This window comes from Microbaculum marinisediminis (genome assembly GCF_025397915.1).
GTDB classification, from domain to species: domain Bacteria; phylum Pseudomonadota; class Alphaproteobacteria; order Rhizobiales; family Tepidamorphaceae; genus Microbaculum; species Microbaculum marinisediminis.
The window spans coordinates 26,220-42,460 of sequence record NZ_JALIDZ010000016.1 but is presented as its reverse complement, the minus strand read 5'-3'; the positions used below and the strand labels follow the sequence as shown (position 1 = coordinate 42,460).

The 16,241-nt window shown below is 67.0% G+C and carries 18 protein-coding genes; 9 read left to right on the top strand and 9 right to left on the bottom strand.

What is annotated here, in order from left to right; all coding sequences use genetic code 11:
* Positions 1–181: 181 nt before the first annotated feature.
* The 4 genes from MUB46_RS23755 to lysM all read left to right on the top strand — a co-directional run bounded on the left by MUB46_RS23755 (position 182) and on the right by lysM (position 4,071).
* On the top strand, positions 182–1,600 hold the full coding sequence (locus MUB46_RS23755; protein ID WP_261618463.1) for an MATE family efflux transporter: 1,419 nt from the start codon (positions 182–184) through the stop codon (positions 1,598–1,600).
* A gap of 73 nt (positions 1,601–1,673) precedes the next feature.
* A complete protein-coding gene (locus MUB46_RS23750; RefSeq protein ID WP_261618477.1) occupies positions 1,674–2,279 on the top strand; it encodes a glutathione S-transferase family protein in 606 nt (201 codons plus the stop codon).
* Positions 2,280–2,298: 19 nt separating this feature from the next.
* Positions 2,299–3,546 carry an MFS transporter gene (locus MUB46_RS23745; RefSeq protein ID WP_261618476.1) on the top strand — a complete coding sequence of 416 codons (1,248 nt, stop codon included), beginning with the start codon at positions 2,299–2,301 and terminating at the stop codon, positions 3,544–3,546.
* A gap of 81 nt (positions 3,547–3,627) precedes the next feature.
* Positions 3,628–4,071 carry a peptidoglycan-binding protein LysM gene (gene lysM / locus MUB46_RS23740; RefSeq protein ID WP_261618462.1) on the top strand — a complete coding sequence of 148 codons (444 nt, stop codon included), beginning with the start codon at positions 3,628–3,630 and terminating at the stop codon, positions 4,069–4,071.
* 22 nt (positions 4,072–4,093) lie between these two features.
* Here lysM and MUB46_RS23735 read toward each other — a convergent pair whose 3' ends face one another.
* Positions 4,094–5,230 (bottom strand): PQQ-dependent sugar dehydrogenase, encoded by a 1,137-nt coding sequence (locus MUB46_RS23735; protein ID WP_425256307.1) that lies wholly within the window; start codon positions 5,228–5,230, stop codon positions 4,094–4,096.
* A gap of 133 nt (positions 5,231–5,363) precedes the next feature.
* Here MUB46_RS23735 and MUB46_RS23730 point away from each other — a divergent pair, with 133 nt between their 5' ends.
* Complete coding sequence (locus tag MUB46_RS23730; RefSeq protein WP_261618460.1) at positions 5,364–5,918, top strand: SRPBCC family protein; 555 nt, start codon at positions 5,364–5,366, stop codon at positions 5,916–5,918.
* Positions 5,919–6,219: 301 nt separating this feature from the next.
* On the opposite strand, the gene MUB46_RS23725 is transcribed toward MUB46_RS23730, so the two are convergent.
* The 4 genes from MUB46_RS23725 to MUB46_RS23710 all read right to left on the bottom strand — a co-directional run bounded on the left by MUB46_RS23725 (position 6,220) and on the right by MUB46_RS23710 (position 8,917).
* Positions 6,220–6,699 carry a hypothetical protein gene (locus MUB46_RS23725; protein WP_261618459.1) on the bottom strand — a complete coding sequence of 160 codons (480 nt, stop codon included), beginning with the start codon at positions 6,697–6,699 and terminating at the stop codon, positions 6,220–6,222.
* Between the two features lie 123 nt (positions 6,700–6,822).
* Complete coding sequence (locus MUB46_RS23720; RefSeq protein WP_261618458.1) at positions 6,823–7,050, bottom strand: hypothetical protein; 228 nt, start codon at positions 7,048–7,050, stop codon at positions 6,823–6,825.
* On the bottom strand, positions 7,050–7,430 hold the full coding sequence (locus tag MUB46_RS23715; RefSeq protein ID WP_261618457.1) for a hypothetical protein: 381 nt from the start codon (positions 7,428–7,430) through the stop codon (positions 7,050–7,052). The genes MUB46_RS23720 and MUB46_RS23715 overlap by 1 nt, the downstream gene beginning before the upstream one ends.
* A 188-nt stretch (positions 7,431–7,618) precedes the next feature.
* Complete coding sequence (locus MUB46_RS23710) at positions 7,619–8,917, bottom strand: NAD(P)H-dependent oxidoreductase (protein WP_261618456.1); 1,299 nt, start codon at positions 8,915–8,917, stop codon at positions 7,619–7,621.
* A gap of 151 nt (positions 8,918–9,068) precedes the next feature.
* On the opposite strand from MUB46_RS23710, the gene MUB46_RS23705 reads away from it, so the two are divergent.
* Genes MUB46_RS23705 through MUB46_RS23695 form a run of 3 tightly spaced genes read left to right on the top strand, consistent with a single transcriptional unit; the run spans position 9,069 to position 12,057 of the window.
* The gene (locus MUB46_RS23705) at positions 9,069–10,046 is read left to right on the top strand and encodes a tripartite tricarboxylate transporter substrate binding protein (RefSeq protein ID WP_261618455.1); all 978 of its coding nucleotides are present in this window, start codon (positions 9,069–9,071) and stop codon (positions 10,044–10,046) included.
* A 25-nt stretch (positions 10,047–10,071) separates the two neighbouring features.
* Entirely contained in the window at positions 10,072–10,539 is a 468-nt protein-coding gene (locus MUB46_RS23700) for a tripartite tricarboxylate transporter TctB family protein (RefSeq protein ID WP_261618454.1), read from the top strand.
* Between the two features lie 12 nt (positions 10,540–10,551).
* Positions 10,552–12,057, top strand: a complete 1,506-nt coding sequence (locus tag MUB46_RS23695) for a tripartite tricarboxylate transporter permease (protein ID WP_261618453.1) — start codon at positions 10,552–10,554, stop codon at positions 12,055–12,057.
* Here the strand turns inward: MUB46_RS23695 and MUB46_RS23690 are convergent.
* The 4 genes from MUB46_RS23690 to MUB46_RS23675 form a co-directional block, all read right to left on the bottom strand.
* Positions 12,051–12,362 (bottom strand): hypothetical protein, encoded by a 312-nt coding sequence (locus MUB46_RS23690; RefSeq protein WP_261618452.1) that lies wholly within the window; start codon positions 12,360–12,362, stop codon positions 12,051–12,053. The genes MUB46_RS23695 and MUB46_RS23690 overlap by 7 nt on opposite strands.
* A 120-nt stretch (positions 12,363–12,482) precedes the next feature.
* Positions 12,483–12,917, bottom strand: a complete 435-nt coding sequence (locus tag MUB46_RS23685) for a BA14K family protein (RefSeq protein ID WP_261618451.1) — start codon at positions 12,915–12,917, stop codon at positions 12,483–12,485.
* Positions 12,918–13,236: 319 nt separating this feature from the next.
* On the bottom strand, positions 13,237–14,037 hold the full coding sequence (locus MUB46_RS23680) for a phytanoyl-CoA dioxygenase family protein (RefSeq protein ID WP_261618450.1): 801 nt from the start codon (positions 14,035–14,037) through the stop codon (positions 13,237–13,239).
* A 60-nt stretch (positions 14,038–14,097) separates the two neighbouring features.
* Positions 14,098–14,781 (bottom strand): GntR family transcriptional regulator, encoded by a 684-nt coding sequence (locus MUB46_RS23675; protein WP_261618449.1) that lies wholly within the window; start codon positions 14,779–14,781, stop codon positions 14,098–14,100.
* A 249-nt stretch (positions 14,782–15,030) separates the two neighbouring features.
* Here MUB46_RS23675 and MUB46_RS23670 point away from each other — a divergent pair, with 249 nt between their 5' ends.
* On the top strand, positions 15,031–16,233 hold the full coding sequence (locus MUB46_RS23670) for a pyridoxal phosphate-dependent aminotransferase (RefSeq protein ID WP_261618448.1): 1,203 nt from the start codon (positions 15,031–15,033) through the stop codon (positions 16,231–16,233).
* The last annotated feature ends 8 nt before the right edge of the window (positions 16,234–16,241 follow it).

The following is a 16,241-nucleotide window of genomic DNA, read 5'->3' as shown; positions in this document are numbered from 1 at the left end:
CTCCTCTTACCGTCTTTTCTGTGATTGGAAGCGCAGTAGACCAAGGCAGCTACGAATCTTCCGCTAGGGAAGCTAACAAGGCATCGACGACAAGTCAGCCGGATAATCGCGATCGGGATTTCTCGCGGACGGCCTTCCGTTGCTGGCCTTTCCGGCTGAACCCGGCCATGGTGCCGCCGCCATGACCCAAGCCGCCGATCCGATCATGAATGCCGCTCCCCCATCGCCCGAAACCGGGCGCAGCGAGGTTGCCGCGTCCATGTCGATCGCCCTGCCGCTGGCGCTGACCAATCTCGGCAACATCGCCATCAACACCACCGACGTGGTCATGGTCGGCTGGCTCGGAGCCGAGGCTCTCGCCGCCGGCATGCTGGGCTTCACGCTGATCTTCCTGTTCCTGCTGGGCGGCATCGGCCTGACCTCGTCGGTGCCGGCACTGACCGCCCAGGCGCACGGCTCCGGCGATGCCCGTGCCGTGCGGCGTCCCATCCGCCAGGGGCTGTGGGCCTCCGTGCTGTATTCGGCGCCCGCGATCGCGGTGCTCATGCACGGCGAATGGATCCTGCTGATGCTGGGCCAGGACCCGACGGCATCCAGGCTCGCTGGCGAATATCTCGCCTATGCCGCGTGGAGCCTACCGTTCATCCTCGGCGTCATGGTGCTGCGCGCGCTGCTCGCCACCCTCGACCGCGCCGCCGTCATCGTCTGGATCACCGGGTCGGGCATCATCCTGAACGCGGCCATCAACTACGGCCTGATCTTCGGCAACTGGGGGCTGCCGCGACTGGAAATCGTCGGCGCCGGCGTCGCCACCACGGCGACCAGCGCCGTCGGTTTCACGATTATCGCCATCTACGTCGTCACGCATCCGGCGATCCGCGGTTACCACGTGTTCCGGCGGCTCTGGATCGCCGATTTCGAGCGGTTGAAGGCGATCGTCAGGCTCGGCGCTCCGATCGCCTTGACGGCCTTGCTGGAGGAGGGCCTGTTCGCCGCCTCGACCCTCATGGTCGGCTGGCTCGGGCCGTTGACGCTGGCCGGCCATACGATCGCGCTGCAATGCACCGCGGTCGCGTTCATGATTCCGCTCGGCATCTCCCAGGCCGGCACCGTCAGGGTCGGCATCGCCGCCGGCCGGCGCGACAGTCGGGCGATCGGCCGCGCCGGCTGGACGGCGATGACGCTCGGGCTTGCCGTCATGCTCATTGCAGCTCTCGCCTACTGGGTCATCCCCGAACCGCTGGCCCGGCAGTTCCTCGACGCCTCGGACCCCGACGCCGGCGCAGTGCTCGCCATCGCCGTGTCGCTACTCGGCGTCGCCGCCTTCTTCCAGCTCTTCGACGGTATCCAGGTCGTCGGCCTCGGAATCCTGCGCGGCCTCAACGACACGCGGGTGCCGCTGGCCTACGCGGCCTTCGGCTACTGGGTCTGCGGCGCGCCGCTTGCCTATGTGCTGGGCTTTGTCTTCGGTTACGGCGCCGTCGGCATCTGGATCGGGTTCATCGTCGGCCTCGGCGCCGTCGCGGCCCTGTCGCTTGCCCGCTTCTCCGCGCGCGACCGCAACGGCCTCGTGGAGAAATTCGTCGCCGTGCACGCCTGATTGGCAAAGCCGAACCGGGATGGATATGGTGAGGCTCGACCCTGCCGATTCCAAGTCCTGGAGCTTTCTACCGATGCTGATCCTGCGTTCCGCCGCACCGTCCCCCTTCGGCCGCAAGGTCAAGATCGCGATGGGCATTCTCGAGCTCGACGACAGGATCGAGATCAAGCCCGCCGATTCCAATGCCGGCGACGAGGAATTGTTCCACCAGAACCCGCTCGGCAAGATTCCGACGCTGATCCTGGAGGACGGCTCATCCCTGTTCGATTCCCGCGTGATCCTGGAGTATCTCGACGACCTGGCGGGCGGCGGCAAGATCATGCCCAAGGGCGAGGGTCGCTTCGCCGCGCTGCGTCTGCAGGCGCTCGCGGACGGCATGATGGATGCCTCCATTCTGCAGATATACGAGAAGCGCTTCCGCCCCGAAGAGATACAGTATCGGCCCTGGCTCGACCGCCAGGCCGCCAAGGTCACCCGCGCGCTGGCCGAACTGGAGAACGAGCCGCCGATCATGGGCAAGCCGCCGCATGTCGGCCATATCGCGCTGGCATGCGCGCTCGGCTATCTCGATCTCCGCTTCGACGGTCACTGGCGCGACGGCCATCCCAAACTGGTCGGCTGGCTCGACGCCTTCGCCAACACGGTTCCCGCCTTCGAGGCGACGACGCCGGCGGGATGATGCGGGGCTGACAGGCTTGATAAGACCGCCCTACGCCGGCGCGACCGCCGCAGACGCCATCGACGGTCCCTACGCCTGGTTTCGGCTGGCCGTGTCGGTTCTGCTCGGCACCATCGGCAGCATCGGCATGTGGGCGGTCATCGTGGTTCTGCCCGAGGTGCAGGCCGAATTCGGCGTCAGCCGGTCCGACGCCTCCCTGCCCTACACGCTGACGATGATCGGTTTCGCCGCGGGCAATGTCGCCTTCGGCCGCTTCGTGGACCGTATCGGCATCGTCGTTCCGATCATCCTCGCGGCGCTGTCGCTCGGCGGCGGCTTCATCGCGGCGGCCTATGCCGCGGACCTCTGGCAGTTCGCCCTGATCCAGGGCTTCCTGATCGGCCTCGGCACCGCCGCGACGTTCGGACCGCTGATTGCCGACGTGTCGCACTGGTTCCGGCAGCGCCGCGGCGTGGCGGTGGCGGCGACCGCCAGCGGCAACTATCTCGCCGGCGCCATATGGCCGACGGCGTTGCAGGGGATCCTCGTCTCGGAAGGCTGGCGCGCGACCTATGTCGTCATCGGCGTCGTCTGTCTGGTGACGATGGTGCCGCTCGCCTTCTTCCTGCGCCGGCGCCCGCCCGAGGAGATTAACCCGGCCCTCCCGGCGGGAACGCCCGCCCCGCTCCACACAAAATCCATCGACCTGTCGCCGCGCGCGCTGCAGACCCTGCTGGTCATCGCGGGTCTCGGCTGCTGCGTCGCCATGTCGATGCCGCAGGTCCATATCGTCGCCTATTGCGCCGACCTCGGCTACGGGGTGGCGCGGGGTGCCGAGATGCTGTCGCTGATGCTGGTCGGCGGGGTCGTCAGCCGGCTGGCGTCCGGTTTCCTCGCCGATTACATCGGCGGCGTGAAGACGCTGCTGATCGGCTCGCTGGGCCAGTGCCTGGCGCTGATTCTCTACATGCCCTTCGACGGACTGACGTCGCTCTATGTCGTCTCGCTCATTTTCGGCCTCTCGCAGGGCGGCATCGTTCCCAGCTACGCACTGATCGTGCGCGAGTACCTGCCGGCGAAGGAAGCCGGGCAGCGTGTCGGCCTCGTCATCATGGCGACGATCGTCGGCATGGCGCTCGGCGGCTGGCTGTCGGGCTGGATCTACGACCTGACCGGCAGCTATCGCGCCGCGTTCCTGAACGGGATCGCATGGAACCTGCTCAATATCGCCATCATGCTGATGATCCTGGGCCGCACCCGCACGCCCGCGAGAGCGGTTCCCGCCTGATCGGCGCAATCCGCCCTTTGCCATCGAGGCCGAAGCGCCTAACCTCCGCGGCAGGTGTTTCGTCATGGAGAGGAGGTGGCCATGGGAATTTTTTCGTTTCTGAGGGACGTCGGTGAGAAACTGGGTATCGGCTCGGCCGAGGAGGCCCCGCCGGCCGATACGTTGCAGAAGTCGGTCAAGGATCTCGGCCTGACCGCGGAGAACCTGCAGATCAAGGTCGATGGCGATACCGTCAAGGTCGCCGGCACCGCCCCGTCGAGCTCGATTCGCGAGAAGATCATCCTGGCGCTCGGCAACGTGACCGGTGTGGCCCAGGTCGACGAGGAGATCGCGGTCGAGGAAAAGGAGCCCGATGCGGTCTTCTACGAAGTCGCGAAAGGCGACACCCTGTGGGCGATCGCCGAGTCGCATTACGGCAAGGGCAAGGGCGGCGAGTACAATCGCATCTTCGAGGCCAACAAGCCCATGCTGACGCACCCCGACAAGATCTATCCCGGCCAGGTGCTGCGCATCCCCCCGATGTGATCGGATCAGTAACCGGTACGCATCACTCCGCCGGCACGACCCGCAGGATCCGGCCATCCCCGGAATCGGTGACGAGGTAGAGATACCCGTCCGGTCCCTGGCGAATGTCGCGGATGCGTTCGCCGAGTTCATCGAACAGCGTTTCCTCGGCGGCGACACTGTCGCCGTCGAGAGCGAGGCGGGCAACGTGGGCGCCGCGCAACGCCCCCACGAAGACATCGCCCGTCCACGCCGGAAACCTGTCGCCGGTATAGAACGCCATGCCGGACGGGGCGATCGACGGATCCCAGTAGTGGACCGGCTGTTCCATCCCCTCCTTCGCCGTGCCGATGCCGATCTTTCCGCCGGAATAGTGCCGGCCGTAGGAAATGACCGGCCAGCCGTAGTTGCGCCCGGCCCTGGGGATATTGATCTCGTCGCCGCCGCGCGCCCCGTGCTCGACGGTCCACAGCACGCCGGTCGCCGGATTGATCGCGGCCCCCTGGAGATTGCGATGGCCGATCGACCAGATCTCCGGCAGGCCGCCGCCGTCGACGAAGGGATTGTCGGCGGGCACCGTGCCGTCCGGTGCGATGCGGATCACCGAGCCGGCGTGGTCGGCCGTATCCTGTGCCCGTTCCATGTCGCCACGGTCGCCCAGGGTGACGAACAGCATGCCATCCGGCGCGAAGACGAACCGCGAGCCGAAGTGCCGGGTCGAGCCCGTCTTGCCGGTCATGCGGAAGATCACCTGCGTGTCCTCAAGCCGGGGCGGGCCGCCCTCGCGCACGAGCCGGGCCCGCGCGACCGCGGTCCCTGCCTTGCCGCCCTCGATCTCGGCGAACGACAGGTAGATCATGCCGTTGGCGGCGAAGTTCGGGTCGAGCACGATATCCAGCATGCCGCCCTGCCCCCAGTCCTGCGTCGCCGGTGCACCGGGCAGCGGCGCCGAGAGGCTTCCGTCCGGACCGACGATCCGCACGGTTCCGGGCCGCTCCGTGACCAGCATGGCACCGTCTGGAAGAAAGGCCAGCGACCAGGGATGGTCCAGGCCGGCGGCGACCGTTTCCAGACGGACGCGGCCCGCCGACGTATCGAACGCCTGCTCGGCGAGCGCCGGCACGGCGGCTGCCGCGAGCCCGAACCCCAGAAATACCGCTGTCGCCTTGATCATCGCCATCCTCCGGTCATCAGGGGCATCTAGCGCGGATCGGCCCCACGAAAACCGCTCCCGGATGCCACACGGGCCTATTCGCCAAACCGCACCGCTACGGGTATCGTGTGCACAGCCGCGATGGAGCCCGACCGAAACAATGCGCTGGCTGATCCGCATCGTCGTCGTTCTGATCGTCATCGCGCTCGCGCTTGCCGCCATCGGCCTCGCCATCCTGCCGCGCACCGTTGCGGTCAGCCGCTACGCCATCATCGACGCGCCGCCGGCAGGGGTCTGGCCGTTCGTGTCCGACCTGCGCCGCTTCAACGACTGGTCGCCCTGGGCCGGCTACGATCCGGACGGCACGACCTATGTCTTCGAAGGGCCCGAAACCGGCATCGGCCAGACCATGCGCTGGTCCAGCGACCATCCCAATGTCGGCTCCGGCACGCTGACGGTCGTCTCGTACGATCCCGGCCGCGCGGTGGAGATGCGCCTGGATTTCGGCCAGATGGGCACCGCAGAGACGACCATCGTCCTGATTCCGAGCGAGGGCGGAACCGAGGTGACCTGGGGATTCACGACCGATCTCGGCACGAACCCGGTCGCCCGCTGGTTCGGTCTGATGTTCGATCGCTGGGTCGGCAACGACTACGAGACGGGCCTGGCCAATCTGAAGGCGCTCGTCGAGGAGACGAAGGATAGCGCCGGGTAAACCCGATCGACCCGATTAACCGTTTTGGGACAGAACTTAACCTTAAACCGCTGAATGGTTTCCCTTTGTTTACACATTCGGTTAGCGTGTACGGGAATTCACGAGTTTTTGGGTTCCGCGACGCCGGGCCTCGAGGTTCTGAAATTCGCTCCAATTCAATCTTGCGCCGCCCGTCGAGGCGGCGTTTTTTTGGGCGAATGCGGATTCGTGTGAAGCGTTGCCGCATCGCCGCGCGGGCAAGCGATGCGCTGGCGGCCCGGTTCTATGGCCTCGACGCGCGCACGACGAACGTCGGTAGGGATCAGGGGTGTCGCGAGGGCCGATCGTGGCCGCCGGTAAAGACCAGATAGCCGCCGATGACGACCACCACGACCATCGCGTAGAACAGGATTTCGCGCCAGGAGAACATGGACACCTGCGCATGCGGGCCGACGATCCGCTGGACTTTCCTGTCGCTTGTATTGGCCGGTTGGACCGCGGCGACCGGCTCGCGCAACGTCCAATGCGGGTTGGCACCGGGAACGCGGACGGCGTTCGGTGTGATGGTGCCGGCCATGATCACGCCCGACCCTGACGATGCGCCCGCCGATCCTGCTGTCGTGCCGGCGGCACCGCTGTCCGCCAGGGCGCAGGACGCGCCGAGGCACAGCAGCGCCTGCAGGGCGACAAGGAAGACCGTCACGCCCAGGAGCGAACGGCGTAAACTGGCAATCAGTGTCTGGAATAAACCGGACGGGTGGCGATACGCGATGCCATGCCCGCCGGCAAGCAACGGAAACATCTTGCTCTCCGTCCTGTGGGATGCGGAACTTGCCGACCCCCAACAATGACGTGATGTTTCCGGCGTGGGTTTGCTGGCTTGATGACGCAGTCGGGCAGATTCCAAGGCGTCATTGTGGCGAGGTCACTGGTGACGGATGGGCGCGCCGTATCGCGCCGCGTCATGGTTCGACAACAGCGTCGACGTCCGACGCGGTTCGTCGTGGTCGTTTTCGACCTTCATCATCAAACCGTCGGCGATCAGCGCCAGCCCGACCAGCAGGATCGCCGTCAGGCAGACGGCGATCACCCGCAAGGGCGTACCGGCGCGTTTGAACCAGGCGCCGGGCGAGCGGCGTCCGGCGGCGGCCATTACAGGCCCGCCCGCCGACCGAGTTCCCGCCACATCGAAACCGTCAGGGTCCCGAGCCCCGCGAACAGCACCAGGATCACGCCGGCGACGATGCGCCGGTCGGACAGGGACGACAAATGCGGCGGCGGCAATCCGGGCGTCAGGGACGGCACGGCGACGCCGATCAGTCCGGCCCGCCGCGAGGGCGCCGCCGACTGTGTATCCGATCGGGTCGCCGATTGGGCTGACTCCATCGAGACGGGTCCGGTGAAGCCGTCGCTGGTTGCGCCGACCGCATGGGGCACCGCGACCGGCGTCGCGAGCAGCGCGGCGGCAACGATCGCGGCAAACGCCCAACGGCCACCCCTCTTGCGATCGGTCGCGACTTTGGTGTGTGTCATTTTTAGACCCTCTGGTTCGGTTGATTTCGAACTCTCCGGATCGAAAGAGACAGGACCAATCCGGCGGCGGTTGGTCCGGACTTTGGCGACGACGGACAGAAACCGCGGCGGTTTTGAGGCTTTTCCGTTACCAGTTCGTAACCTTGTGTTTCAGAACGGTATCGACCCGCCGGCCGGTGCGCGAAAAATCAAGTCATTGCCTCGGCTTCCCGCCGGATCGTGACGGCGAGGTTGTCGGCAGGCTCGATGTCGGCGAACCGCACGACGTCGCCGGCCGCCACCGCTGATGTGAGCGTCACGCCATGTGCGAGCCCGATCGGCAGGGCGCCGACCGACAGGCTCGTCTGCGCGGGCAGAAGCTTGCCCCAGACCGTGTAGCCGCCCTCGCCGTCGAGCCGGTCGCCGACCTTCAGGTCGCGCTTGGCCACCGCCACCGCGTCGCCCCGGAAGCGTCGTGTCGTGCCCGTGGGCTCGCCGCGCAGGGCAGCACTGAGCACCGACACCGACAGCTCGAGGCCGATCAGATGGAACGGCTTGTACATCGCCGCGTACCGGCCGCTCGCATCGGTCTTCAGGCCGTATTGGCGGAAGCAGTCGGCGGCGTAGTCGTTCGGCGCTTCGAGAACCACGTAGACGCCCCAGCGCAGGTCCCGGTAGACCGGCCGCGAGTCGCGCTCGAGGCTCGAGATCACCTCGACCATGCCGCCGCCCTCGAGCACGCCGCCGGCCGATCTGGGCCGCAGGATGTGGGCGAGATCGTCGACGCCGCAGGGCGGAAACAGCAGGCCGTCCGAGGGGACGTCCAATCCCGTCGCGTTGGCGATCGCCGCCATCTCGATCGCCGATTTGGTGCCGTCCAGGAACGAGTTGAACATCTGCGCGTTCATGCCGGCCGCCGCGGCCTGCTCGTCGCTGAGGCCGTAATGGGACCAGACGTCGTCCGGCGTCACGTGATGGAAGCCCGGCAGGTACTTCGTGCCCTTTCCGGCCGCCGCCACCTTGAAGCCGCAGGCACGCGCCCAGTCGACCATCTCGCAGACGAGCGCCGGCTGATCGCCATAGGCCATCGAGTAGACGACCCCCGCCGAGCGCGCCCGCGCCGCCAGGGCCGGACCGGCCAGCACGTCGGCCTCCACGTTGACCATGACGATGTGCTTGCCCGCCTCGAAGGCGGCGAGCGCGTGGGCGATGCCGGCCTTCGGATTGCCGGTCGCCTCGATCACCACCTCGACATCGTCGCGCGCGCAGAGCGCGGCCCCGTCGTCCACGAAGGTCGTCGCCGCGATCCGGTCCTCGTCCCAGCCGACCGTGCGGCAGGCCGCTCTCGCCCGGTCGACATCGAGGTCGGCGATGGCCGCGACCTCGAGGCCGGGGATGGTCGGCACCTGGGACAGGAACATCGAGCCGAACTTGCCGGCGCCGATCAGCCCCGCCTTCACCTGCCGTCCGCCGTCCGCGCGCGCCGCGAGCAATGCCATCAGGTTCATTGATTTCCCCTTTTTTCGGACCGCCTGCGATCGCTCACCCCCGCGGTATGCGAACCAGGACTACCTCCCACCGCACAATCCCGGTTGCGCGGGTCGCACCTTTCCGTGCACACTTCGAAACGTATACACAGAATAACTTCGGGAGGAATACATGCTTGGACGGGCTCTTCGTAGCGCGTTGGTGTTGTTTGCGATTTCGATCCTGACTGCCGTAGCGGGACCCGCAAACGCCCAATATCCGGATCGGCCTCTGACTCTGATCGTGCCGTGGGGCGCGGGCGGCGGCACCGATGCCACCGGTCGCATCATCGCCTCCATTCTCGAAAAGGAACTCGGCCAGCCGGTGAATGTCGTCAACCGCACGGGCGGGTCCGGCGTCGTCGGCCATTCGGCAATCGCCGAGGCCGCGCCGGACGGCTACACGATCGGCGTCGCGACCGTCGAGATCAACATGATGCACTGGCAGGGACTGACCGACCTGACCTACGAGTCCTATACGCCGATCGCGCTCGTCAACGAGGATCCGGCCGGCCTGCAGGTGGCGGCGGATTCGCCCTACGCCACCGCCGAGGATCTGATCGCGGCGATCAAGGCCGAACCGGGCAGCCTGAAGGCGTCGGGCACCGGCCAGGGCGGCATCTGGCATCTCGCGATCGCCGGCATGCTGAACAGCGCCGACATCGATCCCGCTTCGGTGCCGTGGGTGCCGAGCCAGGGTGCGGCCCCGGGCCTTCAGGATCTCGTCGCCGGCGGCGTCGCGATCGTGCCCTGCTCGCTTCCCGAGGCGCGGTCCCTGATCGAGGCCGGCCGCGTGAAGTCGCTGGCGATCATGTCCGACAAGCGCGCCGCGCTGTTCCCCGACGTGCCGACGCTGAAGGAGGCGATCGGGTCGGATTGGACGATCGGCGCCTGGCGCGGCATCGTCGGCCCGAAGGGCCTGCCCGACGACGTGACGCAGACGCTCTCCGCGGCGCTGGAGAAGGTCTACAACTCGGATGACTACCAGACCTTCATGAAAGATCGCGGCTTCGGCGTCCGTTGGGCGTCCGGCGCCGACTTCGAGGCTTTCATGAAACAGTCTGACGCGAGCCTCGGCGCGGTGATGAAGGCGGTCGGCATCGCCAAGTGACCGCCTTCGCCTGAGGCGAGATCCCATGCGGATCAGCGACACGATGCTCGGCGGGGTGCTGATTGCCTTCGGGGCAGCCCTCGCCGGGTATTCCCAGACGTTTCCCGCCATACCAGGCCAGACCTATGGCGCGGCGATCTTTCCGACCGCCATCGCCATAGGGTTCGCCGGCTGCGGGGGGCTTCTCGTGATGCAAGGGCTGCGCTCCAGCGGCCGACACCTCGAGGCGGCCGAGTGGATGCTGGACCTCCGCGCGGTGGTCGGCGTCGCGCTGACCGTGCTCGCAATCACCGGATACATCTGGCTTGCCCCGATAATCGGGTTCATCCCGGTCATGGCGGCGATGCTGCTCGGCCTGCTCCTGTTTCTGAGGGTTCGCTGGCCGGCGGCGGTCGTGCTCGCGGTCGTCGTCACCATCGTCATTCACGGCGTGTTCGCCGGCCTGCTGCTCGTGCCGCTGCCCAACGGCCTGTTTCCCCGCATTCCCTGGTGAGGACGTGACTTCGTGAACGCGATCGGCGCTGCCTTCGAGCTTGTCCTTCAGTGGCAGGTGTTCACCACGGTGCTGCTCGCTGCCCTGTTCGGCCTGACGGTCGGGGCCATTCCCGGCCTCACGGCCACGATGGCGACCGCGCTGCTTGTTCCCCTCACCTTCTTCATGGACCCGGTGCCGGCGGTCGGCGCGATCATCGCCTGCGCGGCGATGGCGATCTTCGCCGGCGACATTCCCGGCACGCTGCTGCGCATTCCCGGCACCCCGGCGTCCGCCGCCTACACCGACGAAGCCTACGCGATGACGCGCAACGGGGAGGCGGAGGCCGCGCTCGGCGCGAACCTGCTGTTCTCGGCGCTCGGCGGGCTTGCCGGCACCGCCGTTCTGATCTTCGCCGCGCCGGCGCTGGCCGAGGTCGCGCTCAAGTTCTCGTCCTTCGAGTATTTCTGGATGGCGCTTCTGGGCCTCACCTGCGCCGTGTTCATCGGCTCCGCCCAGCCGCTGCGCGCCTTCATCAGCCTGTTCATCGGCCTGGCGATCGCGACGATCGGCCTGAACAACCCGGCCGGCGTTCCGCGCTTCACCTTCGGCTCCACCGACCTTCTCGCCGGCATCGATTTCATTCCGGCGATGATCGGCCTGTTCGCCGTCTCCGAGGTGCTGCGGTCCATCGCCAGCGGCGTGCCCTCGATCGGCAGGCTGCAGACGGCGACCGGCAACATCTTCAAGCACTGGGGCGGGATGGTCAGGACCTACTGGCGCCAGCAGCTCAGGGGCAACGCGCTGGGCATCGCCATCGGTGCGCTTCCCGGCGCCGGCGCCGACATCGCCGCCTGGGTGGCCTATGCGGTGAGCCGCAAGATGTCGCGCACGCCCGAGAAGTTCGGCACGGGCCACGTCGAGGGCATCGTCGAGAGCACATCGGCGAACAACGCGGCGCTGGCCTCGGCCTGGATCCCCGCCCTCGTCTTCGGCATTCCGGGCGACACCATCACCGCGATCGTGATCGGCGTCCTCTACGTGAAGGGCCTCAACCCCGGGCCGACGCTGTTCCTGTTCAATCCGCAGTCGATCTACGCGGTGTTCATCATCTTCGTGCTCGCCAACCTGGTGATGATTCCGCTCGGCTGGGTCACGATCAAGCTGGCCAAGCGGCTGCTGCTCGTGCCGCGCAACATCATGATGCCGGTGATCCTCGCGTTCTGCATTGTCGGCGCCTTCGCCTCCAGCAATTCCAGCTACGGCATCATCGTGATGCTCGCCTTCGGCATCCTCGGTTTCGTCATGGAGGAGAACCGCATCCCGATCGCGCCGTGCATCCTCGGCATCGTCATCGGGCCGATGCTGGAGGAGACCTTCGTCACCTCCATGATCAAGTCGGACGGCTCGTTCCTCGGCTTCTTCGAGCGCCCGATCGCCGCGGGCCTGGGGATCGTGACGGTCCTGATCTGGCTCTCCCCGCTGATCGGCGTACTCATGCGGCGCCGAAGGGCCGGCGCCTCCGCGTCCAGTCAGTAACCCGGCGGATAGGGCGCGTAGTAGACCCGGGGCCCCGGACCATAGGCCGGTGCCGCAACATAGGGCCTGTAGCCAACGACCGGACCACCGCCAGGAACCTGTCCGGGCCCGTCATAGGCCAGGCTCGGGATTTCCCCGCCGGGATAGAGATAGCCGGAACGGTACTGGGTGTAGACTTGGTTGTTCAGCGCCCGCCAACTCGTACCGGTGTCCTCGGTATCGGCCTGGAAGGATTCCGCGTGCGCGAGTACGGGCAGACCGAGCCCCATCGCAATCGCTGCTGCGTAGATCGTCTTGCGTTTCATCGGATCAACTCCTTATCGCATCGGGGCACGGTAGGCCCCATACAGGTCCGCTGAGGCACGGCGCATCCGGCGCCCCGACCCGCCGCCCCGCGACGGTGCCCGGGCAAGGTGCCGGCGCGATCAGCGGCAGAAATGCCGGCGGCCGTCGTAGCCGAGAAAAGTACCCGACCGCGGATCGAACGAGCGGTAGCGGCTCTCGCAGTAGCGGTACCAGGCCGGTGTCCACGGGGCAGGATTGGCATAGACGTAGGCCGGCTGCGAAGGAGCCGCCAATGCCCCGCCAAGGATGGCGCCGACCGCCAGGCCGGCAACGCCCGCGGCCACGGCCGCGCCGTCGTTGTACCGATAGCGCCCGTGTGAATAGTACGGCCGATAGTGGCCATAGCCGCGGGGATTGCGATAGCCGCCGTGATAGGGGCGACCGGCATAGGGATACGCCTTTGCGGGACCGTTCCAGCCGCGGCGATGTTCGAGCGATTCCGCCGATGCGGTCGACGGAACGGCGAACAGCATCAGGGCGACGCCTGCGGCAAGTACTGGTGTGAGAACTGGCATTGCGACCTCCTTTGGCGCGATGCGGACGCTGGCGGCGGCGGGAAGTCCAGCCGCGCGATCGATGGGCGTTCCGCAGGTCTGCCGATAAGGATCAAACGCCTGCCGGTCGGATTCGGTTGCATGACCATTTCGGGGCGATTCCGCGGCACAGAGCAGACGACGCATAGCCGGCGGGGGATAGCGGGCAGCGAGACATGCCCCGCGCGCGCCGGGCCGGTGGCCCAGCGCAAAGGTCGGGTTGCCGCGACGTCGGACGTGCAAACAGCGATACGCGGCCCGGTCGCGCCCGAGCCGCGTCGCTGGTCGGGTCGCCGCCGGCCTACTCGGCCGCCTCCATGCCCGTGCGGGCCAACTCCAGCAGACAGTCGTCGGACAGGGGTTCGATCGGCGCGAAATCGCGATGGGCGATCCACGGAGCCCGCGTGAACTTGGTGATGTGGTTGGAGACCGCGCACAGCGTCAGGTAAACGATCTTGCGCGGATACGGCGTGATGTTCGGCGGACTGGCGTGAACGAGATTGCCATGGAACATCAGCACGGTGCCCGGCTTGCCGGTCGGCGCGACGATGCCGCCCTCCGCGGCGAGCCGCGTCACCGTCTCATTGTCCAGCGTCCAGAGCGGATAGGACGTGGTCTTGAGGTCATGTCCCGCTTCGAGCACGCCCGCCTTGTGGCTCTTCGGGATGAACATGAGCGGCCCGTTGATCGCCATCACCTCGTCGAGGAAAACGGCGATGTTCATGGCGCGCGGCTCCGGCATTCCGTCGTCGCGGGCCCAGGTGCCGTAGTCCTGGTGCCACTGCCAGACTTCGCCATCGAACGGCGCCTTCGCATTGATCTTGAACTGGTGCATGTAGACCGGTTCGCCGAACAGCTGCGACACCGGCTCGACCAGCCGCGGATGCGCGCCCAGGCGGCGGAAGGCTTCGTTATACGTATGCGCCGCGAAGGCTGTGCGCGGCGCCCCGGTGGTCTCGCGCCAGACCTCTTCGCGGTCCTGAGCGTAGATCTTCTCGGCCTCCTCGCGCAGTACGGCGACTTCCGCTTCGGAGAAACAATCGGGCAGGAACAGGTATCCGCTTTCGTCGAAGTCGCGCAGTTGCTGGTCGGTCAGTTTCATGGCGTTGCTCCTCCTGCGCAGCCTTGTTGATTTAATGACCGGGACGCCCGCGGCTGCGGGTCAGGCGGCGTCCGAATCGATTTCGAGGCGGTTCACCAGATCGGCGCCGGCCGCCTCCGTGTGGCGCCGTGCAAGGCGTCCCGCCTCGTCCACCGCGCCGGCTTCGATCGCCGCGAGGATCCCGGCGTGCTCGGTCCAGACCCGATGCCTGATCTCCGGCGCGTTCAGAACCGCCCCCATGCACCGTTTGAAGTGCGGCCACTGATCGGAAATGATGTCGAGGGCAGCCTGGTTGCCGGACAGGCGGTGAAGGGCCGAATGGTAGGCCACGTCCGCGTTGATCCAGCGCCCGCGCCCGTCCTCGTCGGTCAGGGCCTGCCCGCTCTCCAGCGCCGTTCGCGCCTCCTGCAGCGTCGAGATATCGGCCAGGCCATCGGCAACGACCTTCGCCGCGCGCCGCGCCGATAACTCGTCGAGGGCGGCACGCACCTCGTAAAGGTCCGCGATGCGCTGCGGCTCGACGGGCGCGATGGCCAGGCCGCGCCGCCCCTGTTCGCTCACCAGTCCCTGCCGTTTCAACAGCTGCAGCGCGTGGCTGACGGGCTGACGGGAGACCCCGAGGCGCGCGGCGAGGTCTTCCTGCCGGATCCGTTCGCCGGGCTTCAGCGCGCCGGCGGCGATGGCGTCCACCAGGCTCTCGTGAACCTGATCGATGAGGTTCGGCACGGCCGACAGTTGCTGCACGCCCTGATCCTTACTCGGAAGCCTATCGAATTCGGAATTCCGAATTCAGAATGCCGAGATCACGGACCGCGTGCAATATGCACCGCAGCATACGGGGCGGCCGGAATTCGGCGGGGCCGCCGGAATTCAGATGCGATGCGCACCGTGATACCGACCCGTGGCACCAACTTGTCCCTTGCCTCGGTGCCATCGCGCAACTACGGTCCGCGCCGTTTCCTTTGCCCCACGCAAATCCCGGGAGAACCAGGCATGGCCTTCCTTGCCGACACACTCGGCCGCATCAAGCCGTCCGCAACCATCGCCGTCACCAACAAGGCCCGCGAGCTGAAAGCCGCCGGCCGCGACGTCATCGGCCTCGGCGCCGGTGAGCCGGACTTCGACACGCCGGAGAACATCAAGGAAGCGGCGATCAAGGCGATCCGCGAGGGCAAGACCAAATACACCGCCGTCGACGGCATCCCCGAGCTGAAGGAAGCGATCGTCGCCAAGTTCAAGCGCGAGAACGGCCTCGACTACGCCACCAACCAGGTCACGGTCGGCACCGGCGGCAAGCAGGTGCTGTTCAACGCGCTGATGGCGACGCTGAACCCGGGCGACGAGGTCATCATCCCGGCGCCCTACTGGGTGAGCTATCCGGACATGGTCGCCCTGTTCGGCGGCGTTCCCGTCGCGATCGAGGGGCCGGCGATGACCGGCTACAAGATCAGTCCGGAGACGCTCGAGGCTGCGATCACGCCAAAGACCAAGTGGCTGATCTTCAACTCGCCGTCGAACCCGTCGGGCGCCGCCTACACCCGCGCCGAGCTCAAGGCCCTCACCGACGTGCTGATGAAGCACCCGCACGTCTGGGTGATGACCGACGACATGTACGAGCACCTGGTCTACGACGACTTCGAGTTCACCACGATCGCCCAGGTCGAGCCCGGCCTCTACGAGCGCACGCTTACGGTGAACGGTGTCTCGAAGGCCTATGCGATGACCGGCTGGCGCATCGGCTACGGCGCGGGCCCGACGAGCCTCATCAAGGCGATGGGCACGATCCAGTCGCAGTCGACCTCGAACCCCTGCTCGATCTCGCAGTACGCCTCGGTGGAAGCGCTGAACGGCACGCAGGACTTCATCGCGCGCAACAACGAGGTCTTCAAGGGCCGGCGCGATCTGGTCGTCTCGATGCTGAACCAGGCGAGCGGCATCACCTGCCCCACGCCCGAAGGCGCCTTCTACGTCTATCCGAGCTGCGCCGGCACCATCGGCAAGACCTCGACCGGCGGCACCAGGCTCGAGACCGACGAGGACTTCGTCACCGCGCTTCTGGAAGAGGAAGGCGTCGCGGTCGTTCAGGGCACGGCCTTCGGCCTCGCTCCGTTCTTCCGCATCTCCTACGCCACCTCGACGGAGGCGCTGGAGGAGGCCTGCACCCGCATCCAGCGCTTCTGCGGCGGCCTGCGGTAGGCGAACGC